20 protein-coding genes are annotated in these 24,193 nt (G+C 29.7%); 2 read left to right on the forward strand and 18 right to left on the reverse strand.

Features of this window, described 5'->3' with window-relative positions; translation table 11 throughout:
* Nucleotides 1-55: 55 nt before the first annotated feature.
* On the reverse strand, nt 56-2,206 hold the full coding sequence (locus tag ACZ41D_RS11360) for a Tex family protein (RefSeq protein WP_464151520.1): 2,151 nt from the start codon (nt 2,204-2,206) through the stop codon (nt 56-58).
* 58 nt (nt 2,207-2,264) lie between these two features.
* A complete protein-coding gene (locus tag ACZ41D_RS11365; RefSeq protein WP_464151521.1) occupies nt 2,265-4,277 on the reverse strand; it encodes a methyl-accepting chemotaxis protein in 2,013 nt (670 codons plus the stop codon).
* 395 nt (nt 4,278-4,672) lie between these two features.
* Between ACZ41D_RS11365 and ACZ41D_RS11370 the strand changes: the two genes are divergently transcribed.
* Nucleotides 4,673-5,458, forward strand: a complete 786-nt coding sequence (locus ACZ41D_RS11370) for an IclR family transcriptional regulator (protein WP_464151522.1) — start codon at nt 4,673-4,675, stop codon at nt 5,456-5,458.
* 63 nt (nt 5,459-5,521) lie between these two features.
* Here ACZ41D_RS11370 and ACZ41D_RS11375 read toward each other — a convergent pair whose 3' ends face one another.
* From ACZ41D_RS11375 to ACZ41D_RS11385, 3 genes are all read right to left on the reverse strand, one after another.
* Nucleotides 5,522-6,667, reverse strand: a complete 1,146-nt coding sequence (locus ACZ41D_RS11375; protein WP_464151523.1) for a pyridoxal-phosphate-dependent aminotransferase family protein — start codon at nt 6,665-6,667, stop codon at nt 5,522-5,524.
* Between the two features lie 141 nt (nt 6,668-6,808).
* Entirely contained in the window at nt 6,809-6,946 is a 138-nt protein-coding gene (locus tag ACZ41D_RS11380; RefSeq protein WP_464151524.1) for a hypothetical protein, read from the reverse strand.
* A 178-nt stretch (nt 6,947-7,124) separates the two neighbouring features.
* The gene (locus ACZ41D_RS11385) at nt 7,125-8,021 is read right to left on the reverse strand and encodes a LysR family transcriptional regulator (protein WP_464151525.1); all 897 of its coding nucleotides are present in this window, start codon (nt 8,019-8,021) and stop codon (nt 7,125-7,127) included.
* 139 nt (nt 8,022-8,160) lie between these two features.
* On the opposite strand from ACZ41D_RS11385, the gene ACZ41D_RS11390 reads away from it, so the two are divergent.
* The gene (locus ACZ41D_RS11390) at nt 8,161-9,135 is read left to right on the forward strand and encodes a 2-hydroxyacid dehydrogenase family protein (RefSeq protein ID WP_464151526.1); all 975 of its coding nucleotides are present in this window, start codon (nt 8,161-8,163) and stop codon (nt 9,133-9,135) included.
* A 250-nt stretch (nt 9,136-9,385) separates the two neighbouring features.
* Here the strand turns inward: ACZ41D_RS11390 and prfB are convergent.
* From prfB to ACZ41D_RS11455, 13 genes are all read right to left on the reverse strand, one after another.
* Nucleotides 9,386-10,484 (reverse strand): peptide chain release factor 2 gene (prfB, locus tag ACZ41D_RS11395; RefSeq protein WP_464151527.1). Its coding sequence is split into 2 segments (ribosomal slippage): nt 9,386-10,408 and nt 10,410-10,484, totalling 1,098 coding nucleotides; the frame shifts between segments, so codons are not numbered across the junction.
* Nucleotides 10,485-10,523: 39 nt separating this feature from the next.
* Nucleotides 10,524-13,271 carry a preprotein translocase subunit SecA gene (gene secA / locus ACZ41D_RS11400; RefSeq protein WP_464151528.1) on the reverse strand — a complete coding sequence of 916 codons (2,748 nt, stop codon included), beginning with the start codon at nt 13,269-13,271 and terminating at the stop codon, nt 10,524-10,526.
* Nucleotides 13,272-13,352: 81 nt separating this feature from the next.
* Nucleotides 13,353-13,946, reverse strand: a complete 594-nt coding sequence (locus ACZ41D_RS11405) for a DUF5317 domain-containing protein (protein WP_464151529.1) — start codon at nt 13,944-13,946, stop codon at nt 13,353-13,355.
* A 255-nt stretch (nt 13,947-14,201) separates the two neighbouring features.
* Nucleotides 14,202-14,735 (reverse strand): ribosome hibernation-promoting factor, HPF/YfiA family, encoded by a 534-nt coding sequence (hpf, locus tag ACZ41D_RS11410; RefSeq protein WP_464151530.1) that lies wholly within the window; start codon nt 14,733-14,735, stop codon nt 14,202-14,204.
* 414 nt (nt 14,736-15,149) lie between these two features.
* Entirely contained in the window at nt 15,150-15,626 is a 477-nt protein-coding gene (locus tag ACZ41D_RS11415; RefSeq protein ID WP_464151531.1) for a flagellar protein FlgN, read from the reverse strand.
* A gap of 19 nt (nt 15,627-15,645) precedes the next feature.
* Nucleotides 15,646-16,035, reverse strand: coding sequence for a flagellar export chaperone FliS (fliS, locus tag ACZ41D_RS11420; protein ID WP_464151532.1), 390 nt, complete (start codon nt 16,033-16,035; stop codon nt 15,646-15,648).
* 33 nt (nt 16,036-16,068) lie between these two features.
* Entirely contained in the window at nt 16,069-17,850 is a 1,782-nt protein-coding gene (gene fliD, locus ACZ41D_RS11425) for a flagellar filament capping protein FliD (protein WP_464151533.1), read from the reverse strand.
* Nucleotides 17,851-17,875: 25 nt separating this feature from the next.
* Nucleotides 17,876-18,250: a flagellar protein FlaG gene (locus ACZ41D_RS11430; RefSeq protein WP_464151534.1), complete on the reverse strand. Its 375-nt coding sequence runs from the start codon at nt 18,248-18,250 to the stop codon at nt 17,876-17,878.
* Between the two features lie 487 nt (nt 18,251-18,737).
* The gene (locus ACZ41D_RS11435) at nt 18,738-19,607 is read right to left on the reverse strand and encodes a radical SAM protein (RefSeq protein ID WP_464151535.1); all 870 of its coding nucleotides are present in this window, start codon (nt 19,605-19,607) and stop codon (nt 18,738-18,740) included.
* A gap of 52 nt (nt 19,608-19,659) precedes the next feature.
* Nucleotides 19,660-21,765: a glucosaminidase domain-containing protein gene (locus ACZ41D_RS11440; RefSeq protein ID WP_464151536.1), complete on the reverse strand. Its 2,106-nt coding sequence runs from the start codon at nt 21,763-21,765 to the stop codon at nt 19,660-19,662.
* Between the two features lie 196 nt (nt 21,766-21,961).
* On the reverse strand, nt 21,962-23,161 hold the full coding sequence (locus tag ACZ41D_RS11445; RefSeq protein WP_464151537.1) for a hypothetical protein: 1,200 nt from the start codon (nt 23,159-23,161) through the stop codon (nt 21,962-21,964).
* An 11-nt stretch (nt 23,162-23,172) separates the two neighbouring features.
* Complete coding sequence (locus ACZ41D_RS11450; RefSeq protein ID WP_464151538.1) at nt 23,173-23,640, reverse strand: RNA polymerase sigma factor; 468 nt, start codon at nt 23,638-23,640, stop codon at nt 23,173-23,175.
* Nucleotides 23,641-23,709: 69 nt separating this feature from the next.
* Complete coding sequence (locus ACZ41D_RS11455) at nt 23,710-24,165, reverse strand: flavodoxin domain-containing protein (protein ID WP_464151539.1); 456 nt, start codon at nt 24,163-24,165, stop codon at nt 23,710-23,712.
* Nucleotides 24,166-24,193 lie beyond the last annotated feature (28 nt).

Consider the following 24,193-nt stretch of genomic DNA (forward strand, 5'->3'; position numbering starts at 1 on the left):
AATTTCGTACCTCTAAATATTATTATAATTCAAGTCAGTTAATAGCTGCAACTCCCTAGTCTTTCATACTTAAAGAAATCCTTCCTCTTTCCACATCTACATCAAGTATCCTTACACTCACTATATCTCCAACTGATACTACTTCCATTGGATTTTTTACATATCTATCACTTAGTTGAGATATATGAACCAAGCCATCTTGTTTAACACCTATATCAACAAATGCCCCAAAATCTACTACATTTCTTACAGTTCCTGTTACAACCATATTAGGTTTTAAATCTTCAATCTTCAACACATCTGTCCTAAACACAGGCTTAGGCATATCCTCTCTCGGGTCTCTTCCAGGCTTTTTTAATTCCTTAATTATATCTCTAAGTGTAGGCAAACCTACTTCTAATTCTTCTGCTAGACTAGTTAATCTGTCTTGATCAATCAAACTTTCTATGTTTTTAAGCTTTCCATTTCTAATATCTTCTTCTGTAAATCCTAACCTCTCTAATAGCTTAATTGCCACATCATAAGATTCAGGATGGACTGAAGTATTGTCCAATGGGTTGTCTCCATCAGATATTCTTAAAAATCCTGCGCACTGTATAAATGTCTGCTCACCTAATCTTTTAACTTTTAGCAGTTCTTTTCTATTAGTAAATTTACCTTTTTCTTCTCTGTATTTTACAATATTTTTAGCAACACTCTTTGAAATACCAGAAATATAGCTTAAAAGTGATACTGAAGCTGTATTTAAGTCTGCCCCCACACTATTTACACAATCCTCTACAACTCCCTTTAAAGTATCATCTAGTCTTCCTTGATTTAAATCATGCTGGTACTGCCCTACTCCAATATGTTTTGGATCTATTTTTACAAGCTCAGCTAATGGATCTTGCAACCTTCTAGCAATTGATATAGCTCCCCTTATGGAAACATTTATATCAGGGTATTCCTCATTTGCTACTTTGGAAGCAGAATATACAGAAGCACCTGCTTCGCTTACTATAGTATAATATACCTTCCTATCTAATTCTTTAAGCATATCAGCTATTATCATCTCAGACTCTCTAGATGCTGTTCCATTCCCAATAGCTATAATATCTACGTTGTATTTCTGTATAAGATCTATGAGCTCTTTTTTGGATTCTTCAACCTTGTTTTGTGGCTCTGTAGGATAAACGGTAGTATAATCTAAAAGCTTGCCAGTTTCATCTACTATGGCTATTTTACATCCAGTTCTATAGGCAGGGTCAAACCCCATAACCACCTTGCCCTTTACTGGTGCTTGCATAAGTAGTGGTTTAAGATTAATACCAAATACCTTTATAGCCTGTTCTTCAGCAACTTCTGTAAGACTATTTCTTATCTCTCTCTCTATCGAAGGTGATAAAAGCCTTTTATAGCTATCCTCTATACTTGCTTCTAGATAACTGTTTGTTATAGCATTTGGATTTTTAACTATCTTATCCTTTATTATATTCACTATCTCCTCACCAGGAGCATCTATTTTCACCTTAAGTACCTTCTCTTTTTCTCCTCTATTTATTGCCAATATTCTGTGGCTAGGTATTACTCTTAATGGTTCCTTATAGTCATAATACATCTCATATACAGATTTAGCTTCATTATCAACAGCTGATACCACTAAAGTACCTTTCTTAAAAGTAATATCTCTTATTATTGTTCTAAGGTCTGCATCATCAGATATATTTTCAGCAATAATATCCATAGCACCTTGATATGCCTCTTGGATGTTATTAACTCCCTTTTCCTCATTTACAAAAGGATAAGCAATATCCTCTATACTCCCTTTAACAATTTCTTGGGCCAATATTATATCAGCTAATGGCTCTAAACCTCTTTCCTTAGCAATAGTAGCCCTAGTTCTCCTCTTTGGCCTATACGGTCTATACAAATCTTCAACTCTTTGCAATGTATCTGCATTTAATATCTCTTCTTTAAGTTCTTCTGTAAGTTTTCCCTGTTCATCAATTAGTCTAATTACCTCTTCTTGTCTGCTTTGAAGATTTCTCATGTATATAAGCCTGTCATTTAATTCCCTTAACACCACATCACTAAGCTCACCAGTCTGTTCCTTTCTATATCTAGCAATAAATGGGATAGTATTTCCCTCATCGATTAATCTTATAGTATTTTCTACTTGAAATCTTTTAATGTTAAACTCCTTCATCAACTGTTCAACTATATTCATCTTTTACACTCCTTGCTAATAGCATCATTTGCTAATTGAGAAATCACTCATAAAATAACTACCCTAACACAAATTCTTTAATTATTAATTCAAGCTGGTTTGACAATTCTTTAAGATTTTCTGATAGTTTATCTATGCTATATAAAGCAGAATGTTGTTCTTCAGTACTAGCTAATACCATTTGAGTACCTGAAGCTGTCTGTTGAGATATAGCACTTACTTGGTTAATTGAATCTTCAATTTTCTTCATACTATCAGAAAGACTGTCAATAATCAAAGTGAAATCTTTTACAATATTAACGACCTTTTCATTTTCATCTCTAATATTGTTAAAATTCTTAGTAGTCTCTTTTACAACATCTTTGCCTTTTATTATCCCATTTACGCTTTCTTCCATACTTTTTGTTACTAATATTGTTTCTCGTTGTATTTGTTCTATTATTTTTACTATATTCTTAGACGCTTCGCTAGTTTGTTCAGCTAGCTTTCTTACTTCATCTGCTACAACAGTAAATCCCTTACCATGTTCCCCTGCCCTAGCTGCTTCAATAGCAGCATTTAATGCAAGAAGATTTGTCTGTTTAGATATGTTATCAATAAATGTAATAATATTTCCTATCTCACTAGTATAGTTTATAAGTATACTAATTTGTCTTGAAGATTCCTTTGCCTTCTTTTCTATAGAATTCATCATATCTTCAGCTTCATGTATAGTGTTAGAACCCTGTTTTGCAATATTAGAAGCATAATTAGTAGCTTCTAATATATTTTGACTTCTTTCTTGAACCATCTTTACATTCTCTACTACCTCTTTTACTACTCTTTCTGCTTCTTCCACGTTCCTTAACTGTTTATCTGCACCACTTGCAACTTCTTCTATAACGTTGGAAATTTCTTCTGACGCTTGTACTGCCATTTGAGTACTTCGACTAAGATTTTGGCATGCTTCACTAACATCATTTGCTGAAGCTTTTGAACTCAATATGAGAGTATATAATGAATCAAACATATAATTAAAAGATTTTTGTAACCTACCAATTTCATTTTTGCTTGTCACTTTTACCTTTTCAGTTAATTCGCCTCTACCAATCCTTTCAGCAGCTTGTAAAAGTCTTACAATAGGTGTAGAAAAACGTCTTGCAAATAAAGTTGAAAATATGGCACATAATATTATAACTACTGCAGTTACAATTAACGTACTTTTTAATCCCAAATTAGCTATTTTGTTTACTTCATTTTTATTTTGTTCTACAACAATACCCCATCCTGATGATGGCACTTGTGTATAAGCTCCTAAAACCATTATTCCCTTATCATTTTTATATGTATCAACATTTGTTTCACCTTCTAATGCTTTTAATGCACCTACTATACCATTTTCTTTATAATTATAACCAGCTTTAACGAATTTATCAAAGTTTGGATGTCCTATAGCCGTACCATTTCTATCTACAATATATACTACTCCAGTTTCGCCAACCTTTTGTGATTTGGTAATATCTGTAAGATGATTCAAACTTATACTAGCTGCTACAACCCCATTAATTTCCCCAAAAGCATTTTCAAAAGGCATAGATATAATAACTTGGGCTAGTCTATTCTCTATATGAGCGTTAGAAATATATCTATCCCCTTTTATAGAATTTATAAACCATTGTTCATTTTTTACATTCTTCGATTCAAGCATACTTCTAGAAGCAGTAGAAGCAATCACATTTCCATTACTATCATATATATGTATACTGTTAATATGACCAATATTCCTAGCTACTGTATTTAGCTTAATTGAACTTTCACCTTTATCCATATAAACAAAGTCGTGAGTAGAAACAAGAGTTTGAAGTATATCGAAAGTACTATTTATAAATGTATCTATTTGATTTGAGACCATAATAGCAACATTTAAATTTGTGTCATTTATACTTTGTTGTACCATTTTACTTTGTACATTATAATTTATAATTCCAACAGATAACACTGCTAATACAGTAATAGTTAAAACAATAACTGTTATTTCATTTTTGATTTTTTTATTAAAATTTCTTTCCTTTGTTTTTTTCTTTTTAGACAAAATATTTTCCCCCTTCAAAAATATACTGCAAAAATATAATTATCTAACATATTGAGAAAATTGCATAATAAAATATTTTAACGTCAAAATTTTAACCTTAAAGTAATTGTGCAATTTCCTCTTTTTATATAATTCTTAATTTTATGTTTTTTTACTTATTAAAATAAATTTTTACTAAGATAAATTTCTACAAAAATTAGTTAAATCCTCTAAAAAAATAATTAATTCCCATGTTAAAATAAAAACAAGGCTGTAAAAATAAATGTAAATAATATAATAACCATAATATCAAATAATTTTCTTCTATGATATAATTAACTGAGAAAGTAGTATAATACTCAAGTGTCAAATTTAAGTTAAATTTTATTAATCTTGAAATTAACCGGAGGATGTATATGGAGAATAATAACAATAAAAAAAAGGGTAAAAAAATAGTAAATTCAGTAATTAAGGCTATTGAAATTATGGAGTTTATTGCTTATTCAGATGAAGAAGTTGGAGTTACAGAAATAAGCAATAATTTAAATTATGGAGTGAGTGCCACATACCATCTCCTAAACACTTTAAAAGAAGTTAATATTATTGAACAAAATCCGCGAACTAAAAAATATAGATTAGGTATAAAGCTATGGCAAATTGGGAAAATAGCTAATAAACAAAATCATCTTTCCCTTATACTAAAGCCATATTTAAAAGAATTGAAAAGCTTAACAGGAGAAACAGCTAATTTGACAGTATTAGATAATAATGAAATAGTATATATAGCTCAGGAAGAAAGCGACAGGCTAGTAAGAATGTTTACAAAAACTGGAGCGAGAGCTCCATTATACTGCAGTGCAGCTGGAAAAGTATTACTCGCATTTCAGACTCCTGCCAAGCAAGAATCAATACTTAGAAATATACATTTGAAGCCATTTACAGAAAAAACTGTGACCAATGAAGACATATTGAGAAAAGAACTTGAAATAATTAAACAAAAAAATTATGCCTTTGACAATGAAGAAAGAGAATTGGGGGTAAGTTGCATTGCTGCACCAGTTTTTGGTTTTGACAACGAGATAATTGCAGCTATAAGCATATCTGGACCAACATCTAGATTTACTAAAGAAAACATAGACAAATGGGTAGAATATATTTTAAAAATTACTAATAAAGCTTCTGCATATTTTAAAAATAAATAAAGGAATTGACATAATAAAATATTTTATTATGTCAATTCCTTGCAATTTCCTTTTTATAATCATCTACATAGCCAATTCAGTTGTAAGAACTGCTATACCTTTGCCCATTACATCCTTCTTGCCTGATCTATACAAAGCTCTTTCTATAGTAGATATTGTAGATACTAAATCATGAATATCAATATTTCCCATATGCCCTAATCTAAACATCTTTCCTGCATATGCTCCTAATCCACCAGCTACTATTATTCCTTCCTCTGCAAGGATCTTCCTAAATTCTGCATCATTTATACCTTCTGGATATATTACATTTGATAAAGTAATAGCTCTGTGCTCTTTTTCTGCTAATATTTTAAATCCCAATGCTTCTAGTGCTTTTTGCATTGCTCTTCCTACTTTTCTATGTCTTTCATATCTGTTTTCAATTCCTTCTTCTTTTATTATTCTAACTGATTCTTTTAATGCCCATATCATATTTACTGCTGGTGTTGCAAAGTATTTTGCTGGGTTATCCATTATTGGTTCCCACTTTTTAAAGTCTGCATAGTATTCTGGTATATCTCCTAATGTTTCTCTTCTTTCTAATGCTCTTGGTCCTGCTAATACTATTGCTAGCCCTGGTGCTACTCCAAATGCTTTTTGTGACCCTGTTAACAATACGTCTATCCCCATTTTATCAACGTATTCTGGTTCTGCTGCTGTTGCACATACTCCATCTACTATATACATTGTATTCTCAAATTTTTTTACTATCTCCCCTATCTCTGCTATTGGAGCACATACTCCTGTTGAGGTGTCTACATGTGTTACTGTTATAGCTTTGTAATCCTTTTCCCTTAGTTTCTTTTCTATGTCTTCTACAGGAACTATAGTTCCCCACTCTGATGACAATACATCAACATTTAATCCTTTCCTATTGCATAACTCAACAAATCTGTCCCCAAAATATCCATGAGATACTACTAATACATTATCTCCTCTTTTTGTTACATTAGCTATTGCCATTTCCATTGCTAATGTACCTGTCCCTGCTACTACAAATGCTTTCCCTTTTGTGTCAAATATTTCTTCTAAGTCATTTAACAATTCTTTATAATCTTTTATAAACTCTGGGTCACCAAATGCTACTGTTTCCCTACCCATTTGATCTTGAATAGATCTTACTACTGGTGTAGGTCCTGGAATCATTACTAATCTTCTATTTTTCATTTTTTTACGCCTCCAAATAATATTTATTTTATTAGTAAACAATTTTTTATTTTACAAGCTTAACCATAACTAGATATTTACATGCCAAAAAGCTAATAACATATTTTGTTAATCTCTTATTAATAGCTTTCTAACAGACCGTTAAACGTTTCCATGGATTTCATTATTAGATTTTTCATAAATTAAACTTAATGCCTTAACTATTAATTCTACTACTGTTGAAAGTATTATGTTATTAGCATATTTGTCAGTAAATAGCTTTTGGTTAAGCTTATGCATTATTAAATTATTTACCATTAGTAAATGTGTTTTTTCTTTATTAAATATATTCTATGTTCTTTTAAAAATTCCTTCTTTTTAATATAATTATTTTTGATAAAAACATTGTATAATGAAAATTTATTACTTTCAAAATTTTAACTCTAAAGTAATCATAAGATTTTTTCATTTTGTAAATTTATACTAACCTTGTTACATTAACTTTTGAACTTACAAATTTAAGCCACTCTCTTGACGCAAAGGAGATATATCTATTTTTCTTCCATATTACAAATAGGTGCAAATATATATTAGGTTCTTCAAGTTTTATAGCTTTTATAGGTTTAACTGCTATTTGAGTATAAGTTTTTTCATCCAACAAAGATACTCCAATATTCTCAGCAACCATTTCTACAATAAAATCTCTTTGAGAACTTTCGCATACTATCTTAGGATAAAAATTATTTTTAATGCATCTGTTAATTATTACATCATACAAACTAAAATCTTTTCTATATAATATAAATGGTTCATTTTTTAATTCTTTATATCTAACTATTTTTCTCTGTGCTAATTTGTGGTCTGAATTAACAATAAGTACTAAAGGGCTCTTAACAAAGGAGAACATATTAAAATTTTCTTTTTCTGCAGGTAAAGTACAAACTACACCAATATCTAAAACGCCTTCATTTACTAATGATTCGATTTTCTTAGACCCTACTTCCACCATCTGTATTTCAATATTAGGATATATTTTTTTAAATTCACCAATTAATTTTGGGAAAAAACTAGCACCTACTATAGGTGGAATCCCAATTTTAATTACTCCTTTTTTTAGAGTTGTAATATCTTCTAACTCTGATTCAATATTTTCAAATAAAATTAATATCTCTTTAGCTTGCTTATATAAGATTTCTCCTACATCAGTTAATTGGATTTTAGGAGATCTATGAAAAAGAGTTATGTTAAGTTCTTCTTCTAAATTTTTTACCATTTTACTTATTGTTGGCTGTGTAATATGCAATATTTCAGAAGCCTTAGTGAAACTAAGATGTTCAGCAACAGTAGCAAAACACTTCAAATGTCTAATATCCATAAATAAATCAACCTCCTTATAGATAAAATGCATAATGATTATTCTAAATATGTATTTTATCTATATAATATCAAGTGTTATAATTTTCATAAAGAAAAAATTAACGGTATTATCTAATTTTTAAAGGAGCGTGTTGTTTATGAAGAAAAAAGTATTTATTACAGGAAAAATTCCTCAAATAGCATATGAGCTTTTATCAAAGGAATTTGATGTAACTATGAACGACAGCTTAGATTTATTGACAAAAGAACAAATTATTAATGGCATACATGAAAAAGATGCTTTACTTTGTCTGCTATCGGATAAAATAGACAAAGACATTATTAATTCTAATCCTAATCTAAAAATAATAGCTAATTATGGTGCAGGATTTAATAATATTGATGTTAAAACAGCTACAGAGAAAAAAATACCTGTAACTAACACTCCTATTGTTTCTACTACCTCTACTGCAGAATTAACTTTAGGACTAATTATTTCAATCGCTAGAAGAATCGTAGAAGGAGATAAAATATCAAGAGCAGGTAAATTTACTGGATGGTCTCCATTATTCCATTTAGGAACTGAATTATCAGGTAAAACTCTAGGAATAATAGGCATGGGAAATATAGGTAAAGCTGTAGCAAAACGTGCTCGTGCATTTGATATGAATATAATTTATTATAGCTCACATCAATTAGATGAGAAATTTGAAAAAGAATTAGGTTATAAATACATGCCATTTGAAGAAGTAATCAAGCAGTCAGATTTCTTGACTTTACATTGTAGCTATAGGCCCTCATCATTCCACATGATTGGAGAAAATGAACTTAATAATATGAAACCAACTGCATTTCTTATAAACGCTGCAAGAGGTCCACTCGTTGATGAAGCTGCACTATTAAAAGCTTTGCAAAATAAAGTAATAGCAGGAGCAGCGCTTGATGTTTATGAAAATGAACCTGAAATAACATCTGGGTTAGAAAAGCTAGACAATGTTATCTTATCTCCTCATATTGGCAATGCAACAGTTGAGGCAAGAAATGCTATGGCTGAAATAGCTGCAAATAATATAATACAAACTTTAAAAGGAGAAAAACCTCAGAACTGTATTAACCCAGAAATCTTTTGTTAATTGAGAAAATTTCATAATTACTTTATTAGAGTAAATTTTACAATTTCATCATTTACTAAAAGATAATTTTTGTAAAAAATATATAGAGGAAAATTTTAGCATTTTTCCTCTATATAAATTAATTTAACTTTGTACTTTTGTATAATAATCACTTTACTAAATGATATGCTCCACATATATAATCTTAAAATCTATTAGTTTAAAATCAAAATGACCTTAATATCTTTATTTTTGTTAACTTGATATTTTTTTACTTATTCTTCAAATATTCATTAATAAAATAATCTAAATCACCATCTAAAACAGCTTGGACATTACCTACCTCTGCATTTGTCCTATGATCTTTTACTAACGTATATGGATGAAATACGTATGACCTTATTTGTGATCCCCATGCAATTTGGGTATATTGTCCTTGAATATCTTCAATTTTTTCCTTCTGCTCCATTGTTTTTATTTCAAGGAGCTTTGCCTTTAGCATCTTTAAAGCAGTAACCTTGTTAGTATGCTGGGATCTTTCACTTTGACACTGTACCACTATTCCAGTTGGTATATGTGTAATCCTTACTGCTGAATCAGTAGTATTTACATGCTGGCCTCCAGCACCACTAGCTCTATAAGTGTCTATTTTTAAATCATTTGGATCAATATCAACCTCTATATCATCATCTAACTCTGGAAAAACATCAACAGAGGCAAAAGATGTATGTCTTCTTCCTGAAGAGTCAAAAGGTGATATTCTAACAAGCCTGTGTACCCCCTTCTCAGACTTTAGATAACCATAAGCATTTAGTCCTTTTACCAATATAGTAACACTTTTTATTCCACCTTCTGTATCGGAAATAAAATCAAGAGTATCTACTGCATAACCTTTAGAATCACTCCACCTTTTATACATCCTTAAAAGCATTTCTGCCCAATCTTGAGCATCTAGTCCTCCAGCACCTGAATGTATAGATAGTATTGCATTGTTTTTATCATATTCACCATTTAATAATGTTTCTATCCTCATTTTTTCTAGCATTTTATTGATTTCTTTTACACTATTCTTTATTTCACTATTCAATGTAGAATCTTCTTCTTCTTCAATAAGCTCTAAAAGAACTTGATAATCTTCAATCTTGCTCTTTATTTTTTCATATTCATCTAACTTATCCTTTAATACCTTAGATCTTTGAACTATTTCTTGTGCAGAAGCCACATCATTCCAAAAGCCTTCTTCTAGCATTTTTTCATCTAATTTTTTTATCTCTTCCCTCATACTATCCAAGTCAAAGGGAAACACCTACCTCTTTCAGCTTATTTTCAAATTCATTTAAATAACCTTTATAAATCTCCAAATCTATCATGCCATCACTCCATTTAGTAAAATAATTTAATACAATAAACTAATCTAAATTTTTTCCACAGCATTTTTTATATTTTTTGCCACTTCCACAAGGGCATGGGTCATTTCTTCCTATTTTTTTACCTTTCACTACAGTCTTTGGTTTTGACTGCTCTTTTCCGCTATTTGTTGCTATTACCTTCACTACTCTTTTTCTTTCAACTTTCTCTGGTGATTCAAGATGATATAAATATTTTACTGTATCCTGTTGTATATTTCTAATCATTTCTTCAAACATATCATAACCTTCTACCTGATATGCTCTCACAGGATCCTCCTGGCCAAGAGCCCTAAGCCCTATTCCTTGCCTTAACTGATCCATAGCATCAATATGATCCATCCACTTAGTATCAACAACCTTTAAAAGGATTACTCGCTCAATTTCTCTAAACTGTTCTGACCCAATTTCTCTCTCTTTCTCTTCATATAAATTTCTTGCTATTTCAAAAAGGTAATCATTTAGTTTTTCCACAGTAAGGTCTTCTATATTATCAAACTTAAGTATATTCTTAGGAAGAAAAATATTTGACAAATAATCTTCGAGCCCTTTAAGGTTCCATTCCTCAGGATATTTTACTCCTTCAGTATACATATTAACAGCATCACTAATAATAGTTTTAACCATAGACATAATGTGTTCCTTTAAATCTGCACCTTCTAAAACCTTTTTTCTTTCAGCATATATTACTTCTCTTTGTTTATTCATGACATCATCATATTGAAGCACGTGCTTTCTTATGCTAAAGTTTCTACCTTCAACCTTTTTTTGAGCATTTTCAATAGATTTAGTCAATAAATTGTGTTCCAAAGGCTCATTGTCAGGCATACCAAGTGTATCTACTACTCCTTTTATTCTATCGCTTCCAAATAGCCTCATGAGTTCATCTTCAAGAGAAATGTAAAACCTAGAAGAACCTGGATCTCCTTGACGTCCTGAACGTCCTCTTAGCTGATTATCTATACGCCTTGACTCATGTCTTTCTGTACCTATGATATGAAGCCCGCCAGCTTCTACCACTTTTTTATGTTCTTCGTCTGTTGATTTCTTAGCCTCATTATAAAGGGTATTATACACCTTTCTAGCTTCAAGAATTTCTGGATCATCTGTTTCTGCAAAACTATTAGCTAAAGCTATAACATGGTCGCTATAACCTTTCTTTTTCATTTCACTTTTAGCTATATACTCAGGATTTCCTCCTAACACGATATCCGTACCACGTCCAGCCATATTAGTAGCTATAGTCACAGCTCCAAGTCTGCCTGCTTGAGCTACTATCTCAGCTTCTTTTTCATGATGTTTAGCATTTAATACTTGATGAGGTATTCCTCGTTTTTTCAGCATTTTACTTAACATTTCAGACTTTTCTATAGATATAGTTCCTACAAGAACTGGCTGACCTTTTTTATGTTTTTCAATTATCTCATTTACTACAGCTTCAAATTTATATTTTTCTTCCTTATAAATAACATCAGGATAATCTTTTCTTATTACAGGCTTATTAGTAGGAATCTCAATTACATCTACATTGTATATCTCTCTAAATTCATCTTCTTCAGTCTTTGCTGTACCTGTCATACCAGCTAGTTTTTTATACATTCTAAAATAATTTTGAAATGTTATAGTAGCAAGAGTTTTAGACTCTCTACGCACATCTAGTCCTTCTTTTGCTTCTATAGCCTGATGAAGTCCATCACTATATCTTCTACCAAACATAAGCCTGCCGGTAAATTCGTCTACTATAACTACTTCTCCGTCTTTAACTACATAATCTATGTCTCGTTTCATAAGATATCTAGCCTTTAAAGCTTGATTTATATGATGAGAAATTTCCATATTCTCAGTATCGGCTAAATTCTCCAAGTTAAAAAATCTTTCTGCTTTTTCAACTCCCTTTTCAGTTAAGGTTACTGTACGTGCCTTTTCATCAACTACAAAATCTACTTTTTCTTCTTTTATCTCTCTATTGAAAATATCTTTATCCTTATCCTCATTAGGATCCTTAACTCTCCCCTTTAGCGTCTGAACAAATGTATCAGCAACAGTATAAAGTTTTGTGGACTTATCTCCAGCTCCAGATATAATAAGTGGGGTCCTAGCTTCATCTATTAATATACTATCAACCTCGTCTATTATTACATAATTCAACTCTCTTTGTACCATCTCTTCTTTATATATGACCATATTATCTCTAAGATAGTCAAATCCAAATTCATTATTTGTTCCATAGGTGATATCACAATTGTAAGCAGCTTTTCTTGACTTATTATCCATATCATGAAGTATACAACCTACTGAAAGTCCTAGAAATTCGTATACCTTCCCCATCCATTCCCTATCTCTTTGAGCAAGGTAATCATTTACTGTAACTACATGAACTCCCTTACCTGTTAATCCATTTAAGTACACAGGTAATGTTGCAACTAAAGTTTTACCTTCACCAGTTTTCATCTCAGCTATCCTACCTTGATGCAATACTATACCACCTATAAGCTGAACCCTATAATGTCTCATTCCAAGGACTCTGTCTGCAGCTTCTCTAACTACTGCAAATGCTTCAGGAAGAATATCGTCTAAAGTCTCTCCATTGTTCAATCTATTCTTAAATTCTATTGTTTTACCCCTCAATTCATCATCGGAAAGTTTCTTCATATCTTCTTCTAATGATTCTATTTTCTCAACATTAGGCATTAATCTCTTTATCTCTCTGTCGCTATATGAACCAAATACCTTTTCAAAAAGTTTTTTCATTTTCCCACCTCTTTGCTAAAATTCATCCTATCCTATTATTTTATCACTATTACCTATTTTATACAACAAATTTGAAATCACCTATATTCTTCCTTTATATTTAAATCTTATCATTTTATGTCTATCAAGATCTTCATTTAACATTATGCTTTGAACAAATATGAATAATCCAAGTGCAACAATCAAATCACCTATACTAATTATTTGTGGATAAGGATACGGTTTTGCCACTATGATAATATTGCCTAAATATGAAAACTTTGTATTATTTCCGAGCGGAGTGTATAGTGCTAATTTTTCTTCAGTAAGCATAGAAGTTATATTGTCCAGCCCTATAAGTTTAAGACCTTCAGTTAAAATAGGTTTTTTACCTCCATTTGCAAAAAATACTATAAAGTTCATAATTGTACCTATCATTATCACCCATAAAGTTCTTAAATTAATATTTATTATTATTCCAATGATCAATAATATATAAGACAACATGTACAACTGTTTAATATACTTTATTTGAATTCCATTTTCACTTAAACTAAAGAAAATTATACCAAATTGAATAAACAAAGCTAATATGAAAAGCCATGTCTTTTTAAAATTGATATTTGCAAATCTAGAAATCTTTCCTCCTCTTATAAAGCCAACAATTACAGAACTAATGAAGCTTTCAATAACCATCCCATTCCCTTCCTTTCGTATATATTTTTCTATTTAAATTACAAATATATCTAAATATACTATATATGATGTTATGTACCCAAGTAGGAAAACTTTATATTTTTCCCTAATATAGTATGTTGTATAAGACTTCTACAATTTTATGAAAATTCCTTTATATTTATTTTCTGACGAAATTGAATAATTACTATAATGCCAAAATTTTGTGATTTATAAATAAAAAATTAAAGGCAAAGCACTTTGGCTTTGCCCTATTTAAAATTCCGGCTCAATTAATCCGTAATTTCCATCTTTTCTTTTATATACAACATTTACTTCATCAGTATCAGCATTCATAAACATGAAGAAGTTGTGCCTTAATAGCTCCATTTGAAGAACTGCTTCCTCTACATCCATAGGCTTCATAGCAAATTTTTTAGTTTTAACTATTTTAGGTTCTTTTTCTTCTTCTTCTTTAGGAAGTGGTACTATGTTTTCAAACCTAATTGTTTTACCATTAAGAATTCTCTTTTGAAGTTTGGTTTTATGTTTCCTTATTTGTCTTTCCAATACATCTATAGCTTTATCTATGGAAGTATACATATCGTCTGTTGATTCTTCACATCTAAGTATAGCTCCTGAAAAAGGAATTGTAACTTCTATTATCTGTCTATTTTTTTCTACGCTGAAAGTTATATTACCTTCTACATCTTCTTTGAAATATTTTTCTAGCTTTTTCATCTTCTTTAAAGTTATATCTCTTAATGCGTCAGTAACCTCCATGTTCTTTCCGCTAATATTTAATTTCATACGCCCAACTCCTTTCAGAATGATAGTTAGTATATATATATGATACCCAATACGTGTCCTAACAAACATTTTATAGCTTTTTTTTAATAATTTTTTATAAAATAATTGTATATTTATTTGTTCTTTTTATCCACATAGCAATTACTGTTTTTTTGTGAACAAAAATATATGATTTCTGTGGATAATGTGTATAAGTTTGTGGAAAACTGTTATTGTAGGGAGTTTATTTTGTTAATATATATGTGAATAATTTGTGTATTTGTTACAGCTGTTATTAAAATATAATTTATAACAAAATATTAAATATTTCTACACTTATATTTATGATTTTTATAGTGTATAAAATTTTTTATACACTATATATTGAATGAAAAAAAGGAGCCTTCCTTTTTATAGGCATACTCCTTTTTTCTACTATCCTTCTAAATCTATAAATATTGAACCTTCTTTTCGATTATAAGCACCATATCCTCTTACTAATTTTTTCCCTGCTCTCACATTTCTTAAATTTTCTTTAACTTTGTCAAACCTTTCTTTAATTTCTTTATTATTGATTGATTCATATTCCTTTATCTCATTTAATAACTGATTAATCTTCTCTACTAAAAGCTTTAATATTTTAAGCTCAGGATAGCTATTTACATTTAATTCGTCTAATTTTTTTATATTCTTGCTTTTTTTAAATTCAGTATATTTATCTAAATATAAGTTGTCCAATTTATCTATACATTCTATACAAGCTTGTTTTTTTTCAATATATGAAAAAAGGCTCTTTATATCATCATCTCTAATAGACTGCTGCTGCTTTTTAGTTAAATCTAGTATCTTTTCTAGTTGAATCTTTTTTTGTGTAGTTATTTTAACAAGATCACTTAATATATCATAGTCCACCTAATCATCTCCTAATTTATTATCTAGTTCTTCTCTCTATCTTTGCCTTTTTCATAGCCTCTTTCCAAGTATCCCTTAAATCCTCAATCAATGGCAGTATCTCATCTAATGGTTCTACAGACTTTTTAATATTTGCATCAACAAGCTTTTCTAACATAAAATCGTACAATTGGCTTAAGTTTTTTGATATTTCATAATTCATATCCAACGTTACATTTAAATGGGTAATAATATCTTGTGCTCTGATGATATTATTATGTGCACCTTCCATTTGCTTCTTTTCTATGGATAGTTTCGCCTTATTAATGAATTTTATAGCTCCATTATAAAGCATTAATGTCAATTCTTCAGGTGTAGCTGTCATAATGGAATTTTGCTGATATTTATCATATGGATTCCCTATTATCACTTTATCACCTTCTACATATTATTTTGTCAACTATTAACTTTGAAATTGTTGCATGAGCCATGCACTCTGCTGATTCATACTAGAAATAGCTTTCTCCATAGCAGTAAATTTATCCCAATAGCTTTCTTCTTTGGCATCAAGGTAGTACTCCATATTATATATTCTATCTTCTAAATCACTTATTTCTTTATCAATAGTACTTATACTACCATATTCAGTAACAAAGTCTATAAGGATATTTGATTGAACATTTCTATATAAATTAGCATCATCTCCAGTCCCAGACTTATTAATTATGTCCTTCATGCCATCTATCATATTTGAATAAATTCTTGTAATTATTCCGCTATTTTTCTGTATTTCATCTTCATCAGTTAAACTGGAATCAGGTTGTTTAAACAATAATTCTAAAACTCCGTTTACATCTTCACGAATAGCTTCTTTAAGTTTATCTTCATCTATTTGAAGCTTTCCACCTACTTCACCGCTAACATAGCTTTGTGTAGTTATACCTATCTCAGTTATATGATCAAAGCTACCAGATACTCCTTCTACTTTTTCATATAAACTGCTTCTTATAGATTGCATTGTACTAGTTAAAAGCATATCTGACCTTAATAGCCCACTTTTTGCTTTTTCTTCCCAAAGCTCTATCTCACTGTCTTTCATCTCATCTTTCTGTTCATTAGTTAATGGAGGATAATCGCTATATTTTTTCTCATTTACCTTTTTTCCTACCTCATCGACAATCTCATTGTATTTTTCTATAAAGCTTTTTATCTTATCATATACTTCATCTACATTAGTATCTACTTTAACATCAAAACTACCTGTCCCCTTAAGGTCAAAGGAAATACCATTTATAGTAAACTGATTAGTTGATTGTGTAATATTAGTAGCTCCTGCAAAGTCAATTTGAGCATCTACTCCACTGTATGTTGTTGTCCCATCAACTACAATAGGAGTTGTTACTTGTTTATTTTCATCAGTATCATAGTAAGTAAAATTAAGTTTTAATTTATCACATATAAAGTTACCTACATCATCTTCTCCAACACTTAAGGTACTATTATCTTCTATCGTAATCTTACTATTAGACCCAGTGCTATCACTCTGTAGGAAAAACCTATCTATAGTGCTGTCATAAGCAGCCGTTACCCCTAAACTTACTTCTTCACCCTCTTCTGTTGTAACAGTAGCAGAATTTATGGCATCTACTATATCATTTAAGCTTATTTGATCTAAAGTCTTATCTATAATTATTGCGTCTTTAGTATCTCCTATATCTGCATCAGTTACATTACCAAATATAAATGTCTTTGAACCGTTTTCTGTCTTAATAGTAAAATTAATAATTTCATTCTCAATATCTTTATTTTTACCAAGTCCAAACTGTTCAGCAAGATTAGTCTTATCACCAACAGAAATATTACTGCCACTGGCCATAGTCACTCCATCAGCCAATCTATGAACATTAACACTATAATTTCCTTTTATAGCACTAGCTGAAGCACTAACAGTAGCTATTGATTCATCAGACGACGTTGCAGCTTTTACCCAAGAAAGACTACTTACAGAAGTATTTAACAATGCTCCTGTATATGTAGTAGTTGTAAGTCCAAATTCCTTTTTTGTGTCAAGTATAAAGTTTGCAAAACTCTTGTTTATGTTATTATATGCTTCTCGCTTCCAAATCTGAAGCTGCTTTTCTTGGTAAAGCTTGTCTACCTTTACCCTTTCAGCTTTCATCAAGTCACTTATTATAGTTTCTGTATCTATCCCTGACGCAAGCCCACTAATTCTTGAAGTATCCATATTACCACCACCTTAAAATATTAAATTATACTCTTTCATCTACTATAATTCCTGCTAATTCCCACATCTTTGCTACCATGTCAAGAATTTTTTCAGGAGGTATTTCCCTGATAACTCGTTCATTGCCATCAGAAGTATCTATGACCTTTACCATTATTGTGTTAGTCTTTTCATGTACAGAATATTCTAATCTTCTGTCATATGCTTTTATACTTTTGTTTACATCTTTTATTGCTTGAATAAGTTCATCTTCATTAATTTCTTTTTTTTCTGTTTCATTTAAAGCAGTTGTGTTATTATCAAAATTTTTAACCTCTTTTACTTTTTCTACTGCGTCAACATTTTTTGAAGCACTAATTCCTTGATAATCTACTTGTGATAGTGTACCATCTATCCTCATAAGTATCTACCCCTCCAAATTACTTTTTCAATTTTATTATCGGCAATTTAATGATTTTACTTTAATAAATGAGAAAATTGCATAATAAAATAATTAAAAAAGTATTTTAAATAAATCTTTTAAATTTTCTGAAAAATATGTTTACAAATCTTCATTTTTGCTGTATAATGTAATTAATAGAACAAGGTAGCTCTATATCAGCCAAATATCAGAAATGTAAGTGAGTTGTTAAGTTGTTTCAGTTACTTTGTTTAATAAGGTAGTTTTAGAAATTGAAGTTTTGAATATTAGTTTAAATGTTAGGTGTTTAGTAAAGTAATTTAGCAGTAAAAATAAATGAAAGGATTTTGAAAATATATTAGGAAGAGTGATAAGTTGGTAAAAGAAGTTCCACCAAAAACGTTATATGGTTGGTACACCTACCTTGGTTTCTATTATTAAAAGGACGGGTTATTTCTAGAAAAGAAATTATCCGTCCTAATATTTTCTATAAACTCCTAAATAATTCATCTCTATAATCAAAATCCATCTTTAAATATTTATCTATATCACTTAAAATATTTTCTTTATCTTTTTTTAATGTTCCTCCTAATGTTACATAATTTGACGCGTGGTTGCTTCTAAAAATACAGTTATCTACATAAAGATTTTCTATAAATACTTTAGTTTCTTTTAACACTTCTTTAGGCGTTAACAACTTAAATTCACCTTTTTTTATTTTTTCATCAATCTCAGTCCCCTCTTGCACAAGCAAAGTAAGTAATGCTAAATAATCTGGATTTATGTTGTTTACAACTTTTGCAGATTCTTTTGCGTGCTCCTGCCACTTATCTCTACCTCCTAAGCCAGAAATAAGTGTTGTAGACAGCTTTATTCCAGACTCTTTTATTCTTTTACCTGCTTTGATAATTTCTTTTGAAGTAACACCTTTTTTTATTTCATTTAATATAGTATCACTACCAGATTCTATTCCTAAATATGCTATACCCAATCCATATTCTTTCAATTGTTTTAATTCATCTACACTTTTCCTCAATATGTCTTTAGGAGCACTATATATACCTACTCTTTCACATTCAGGAAATAACTCTTTTATTTTTAAAAGTATTTTTTTCAAATTTTCTGTTTTCAAAACTAATGCATTACCATCAGCTAAAAATATTCTTTTAACCTTATTGTAATAATTCCTTCCTTCATATAAATCATCGAATATTTCATCTAAACTTCTTATTCTAAACTTTTTATCTTTGTACATACTACAAAATGTACACTTATTATGGGAACATCCTATAGTTACTTGGACAATTAAGCTATAGGCTTCACTTGGTGGCCTGTAAACTGTACCTTCATACTTCAATCCTTACACCTCGCTATAATTTATGATGCAATGGAACACATCTCCATTGCATCTAAATTTTTACCTTATCAAGTTCTTGTAAATTATATTGTTTTATTATTCTCATTAACTTAAGTGGATACATAGAATCTGTTGCATAGCCTGCTCTTTTTATTGCCCATGCACCTTGTGTATAGTCATACATTACTTCTCTAAAAGGCTTATATCTGTCTAATTTAAGTAATAAATTCTTATGATCTGCCCAACTTTCCTCTACATTATTATATGCTCTAAACTTTGCGTCTACACGGAAAATCTGTCCATTATATTGCTCCCATGTATTAGATATAACATAGCCATTAGTTCCTTCACCTTTTATTCCAAAGAGGTTATAAGATAACTGTCCACTATATTTATCGACTGGTACACTTTGTCCCCAACCTGTTTCAAGTATAGCTTGAGCAGTCTGCAGTGCAGCAGACATTCCTGTCTTCTCCCAAGAATTTTTTGCTAATTGTGATGCAAATTCCATAAACTTATCCTTTTCAATAATAGGTTTAGGACCATATGTTTCACCTAAATACACTTTAATAGGTATTTCTTCGCTTTCAATGCTTTTCCACTTATATTTTCCTACAGCTTTGACAATCCATTCTCCTTCATCATTTTCATTAGGAGTATATACACAACTATCTGAAGGATTTTGGTTAGAAGCAATAACTACTTTCTTTCCTGTATCTTTATTTGTAAAAATATAATCTACACTACTTAAATTAACATTACTACTAACTTTCAACTCAACAGGTTTTGTAATTACTTGATTAGGACCTATCCCTTCTAAAATAACCTTTGGTGTGTCTTTTATTGTTACATTTATCTTTTCACTCTCATGGGTTTTTCCTCTAGTATCTTTAACTCTAACAAATAATGCTTTTTCCCCTGAATATTCAGGTCCTGGAAACCAACTGTAACTTCCATATCCAAATTTCTTTAATATTTCTTCTTTGCCTGTTCTTAAATCTTCTAAAACATATTCTGTTTCGCTAACATGAAAATTCCTAAAAGTTGATAATCTAACTGGATTATTTATAGTATCTCCCTCAGATACTCCTCTTAATTCTAGTTTACGTGGAACTTCTATTTTAGCAGTAACTAATGAGCTTGAGTACCCATTATCCTCACTATCATAAGCAATTACCCTAAAAGAATATTCACCATTATTTTCAACCATTGGTACCCAAGTATATGTTCCCCAAGGGTCAGTTTTACCAGATAAAATTACCTCTCCTGTATGTAAATTAGTAATCTCATATTCAACATAGGAAGGTAAAAAATTAGTATCTACACTAAGTGATACATTATCATCAATATAATCATTTTGTTCTAATCCAATTAAAAATACTTTAGGATTAACTTCAATATTTACTAAAACAGCATCTCCTGCTATAAAATTTCCATTAGAATCATATATAGCTGATACTAAAACTCTTTCTCCACTTTCCTCAAGGCTTGGAATCCAATTATATTCTGCATCTAATTTATTTCCTCTTGCTATAATAACTCCACTTGCCGTTTCTGGATTTAGCAGAAGGTATTTTATCTCTGACGCATTGTCTAAATCATCATCAAATGATATTTTTAAATCTGTTTTACCATTAATAGTTTGTCCCATTTCAACAGATGAAATCTCTACGTCAAATAATGGCTCTATATCTGCTTTTTTATTTGAATAGATATAAATTTTATTTCTATCCTCATTGTACTTAACTTTTACTCCAAATATATTTTGAAATAATTTATATGATACATAAACCTTGTCATTTATAATCCTAGTAGGTACATCACTTAATTCACAACTTTTCCCTTCATTCTGATATATTACCAAACGACTATCAATATGTAAAATAGCTAAATTATTACCTTTTTTAATTGTTATAATATTATATTCATAATTCCTATAAACCTCTGCACCCAATTTTTCTGCAATAAATTCAATTGGCAGCAGAATTTTATCATTTTGAACTATAGGTTTTGCAAATGAAGTAATATATTTCCCATCTAATTTCACCTTTATTAAGTTATTTGTTGACGCTTCTGAATAAAATCCTTGTGGTAAAATCAATAGTGATATAACTAATAAAATCATGCCAATTTTTTTAATATCAAATCCTTTTTTCATCCTGCTTCACCCCTTCGTAAGTATATTGAGAAAATTTCATAATAAAAAATTTTGACCTTGTAGTAATTATGTAATTTCCCTTATTATATATTCTCTTAATAATATTTTACTAGTTTTTTATGCTATATGCAATAAAGCTAAGTTCAAAACAAAAATTGGCAAGAGATAATATCTCTTGCCAACCTATAACAATTATTTATAACTTCAATTCTCCTACATTACCATAAAGCAATTCCTCATCATGCAGTTCTTGTTTTTCTTCCTTAGACTTTACTAAACCATAATCATCTTTTATCTTATCCTTCACTATATCAAGTTTATCCTCTGGAACTACAATTAATCCATAATTTATAATTGATACATCGCTTTTCTCAAATTCATCATAGTCAAGCTTTTCATCAAATATTAGTTTGCCCATATTTTTTATAGTTGTTTCTTCTTTAAAGTTCTTAGATAAAATCATCTTTCCTGTGTTTTTATATATTTTACCTTTTATGATTTCAATTTCTACATCACTACTTATACTATCTTTAATTAAATCATATGTTTCTTGATTACAAGTAAGTGTATCACAAATTAAATATTCAATATGCTCATTAAATGCTATATTGTCTTTCAAGAAAACTTCTACATCTCCATCAACATATAAGATTTTGTGATCATACTTTTTTATTGAATTATCATCTAGTGAAATATCACCAGCTATATATTTAATTCCTTTAGCACTATTTGGAACAACGACTTGATTTACTGAATAATATTCATCTATATATTTCGATATTTCTTCTTCATATGAATCTGCTATTATTAATGAATCTAATATTTGAATATTTGATACCTTTTCCTCTAATAGCTTCAAATCAATTTCTTCAATGGCTAATAATTTATTAAAAGCTAATTTCGAATTAACTCCCAAGCCTTTTAGAAATTTATTTGTCAATTTTATTACACCATCAAAGAACTTGTATCCATTATTATACTTAACAAACTCCCCATTTATTTTGCCTTTAGATTGAATGACTCCTGCTAATTTTTTACTAGATATTACCCTTCCATTAGCTATAATAGAATATATCTTTTCATTTATTAATTTAGCATCAACATCATCTTTAAAAACTAGCTTTCCATTAACTACAATGGCCACTAAGTTTGTTAATCCTTCTAAAAAGCTTCTATCTACCTCCATATTTCCATTTTGACTTATAATCCTTATGTTTAAATCCTTCGGTAATTTTAAACTAGTTCCTACATTTAATTTCCTACAATGTCTTAATAGCACTTGTGATTCATCACTTTCGATAATTATTCCTATATTTTCTATTTGTGTAATTTTTTCAGCTAATTCTTTATCTATATTTCTTACATCTAGCATACCTATATTCTTGATTTTTGACATTTTCATTCCTCCTAAAATTGATTTTTTAATAATTTTTTTAATAATTTTAATGAAGCACACAATCGAGATCTTACTGTTGAAGGTGATATCCCTAATACTTTACCTATTTCCCTGCTATTTAAGTTCATTTTATATTTCAATAACAATACTTCCCTATTTTTATCAGGCAATTTATCTAATAAATCTTTTATAGCTGCACTTTCTTCAAAATTTTCTTTGTAATCAATGACATCATAATCTTGTAAATAGGCTAATTTGTTATATTTCCTTATGTAGTCAATATTTTTATTCCTTATAGTTGTAAAAAACCAACTTTTTATTTGATATTCATTCATATTATAAAATATTTCGTCTTTTTCTAATGCAGCTACATAAGATTCTTGTACTAGGTCAAAGGCCTTTTCTTCGCTATGAGTAATAGATTTTGCATAGGATAAAAAATCTTTGTTATATTTTTTATACACCATATAAATATTCACGATATCACTTCCCCGATTTGTGCTTTCACTTATATAACGTATGAGGAATAAAAAGTGTCCAAATTAATTTTAAATACATTGAGTTTTATTTACTATACATTTAGCCCATTTTTTTGCTTTATCTAAATCATCTTTACTTGGATGCCCTTTTCTAATAAATACAAATCCTTGTCCATAACAATTAAAATAATCTTCACAAACATCTTGATTTTTCTTTAATAAAATATCTTTGCATTTCTTTACAGCTAATTCACCGCTTTTACCCCTACCAAACCAAGTTATAAAAAAGGCAAATTTTCTTTTTTTAGAAGGACTTATGTTTTCTACAAATTTCATAATATTTTCATGTAGTTTATTAGCATATACTCCGCTGCCAAGAAATATAAAATCTACATTTGTTAAATCAATATCATCGATACAACATTTATCAAGATTGATAATATTGCAATCTAATTCTTTTGCTATATTCTCTGCAACCTTCTTTGTATTCCCTGTTTTACTTGAATATACAACTAGGTGATTCATGATATTACCTCCTTGTATAGCACCAAAA

It is taken from the genome of Brassicibacter thermophilus (genome assembly GCF_055378355.1).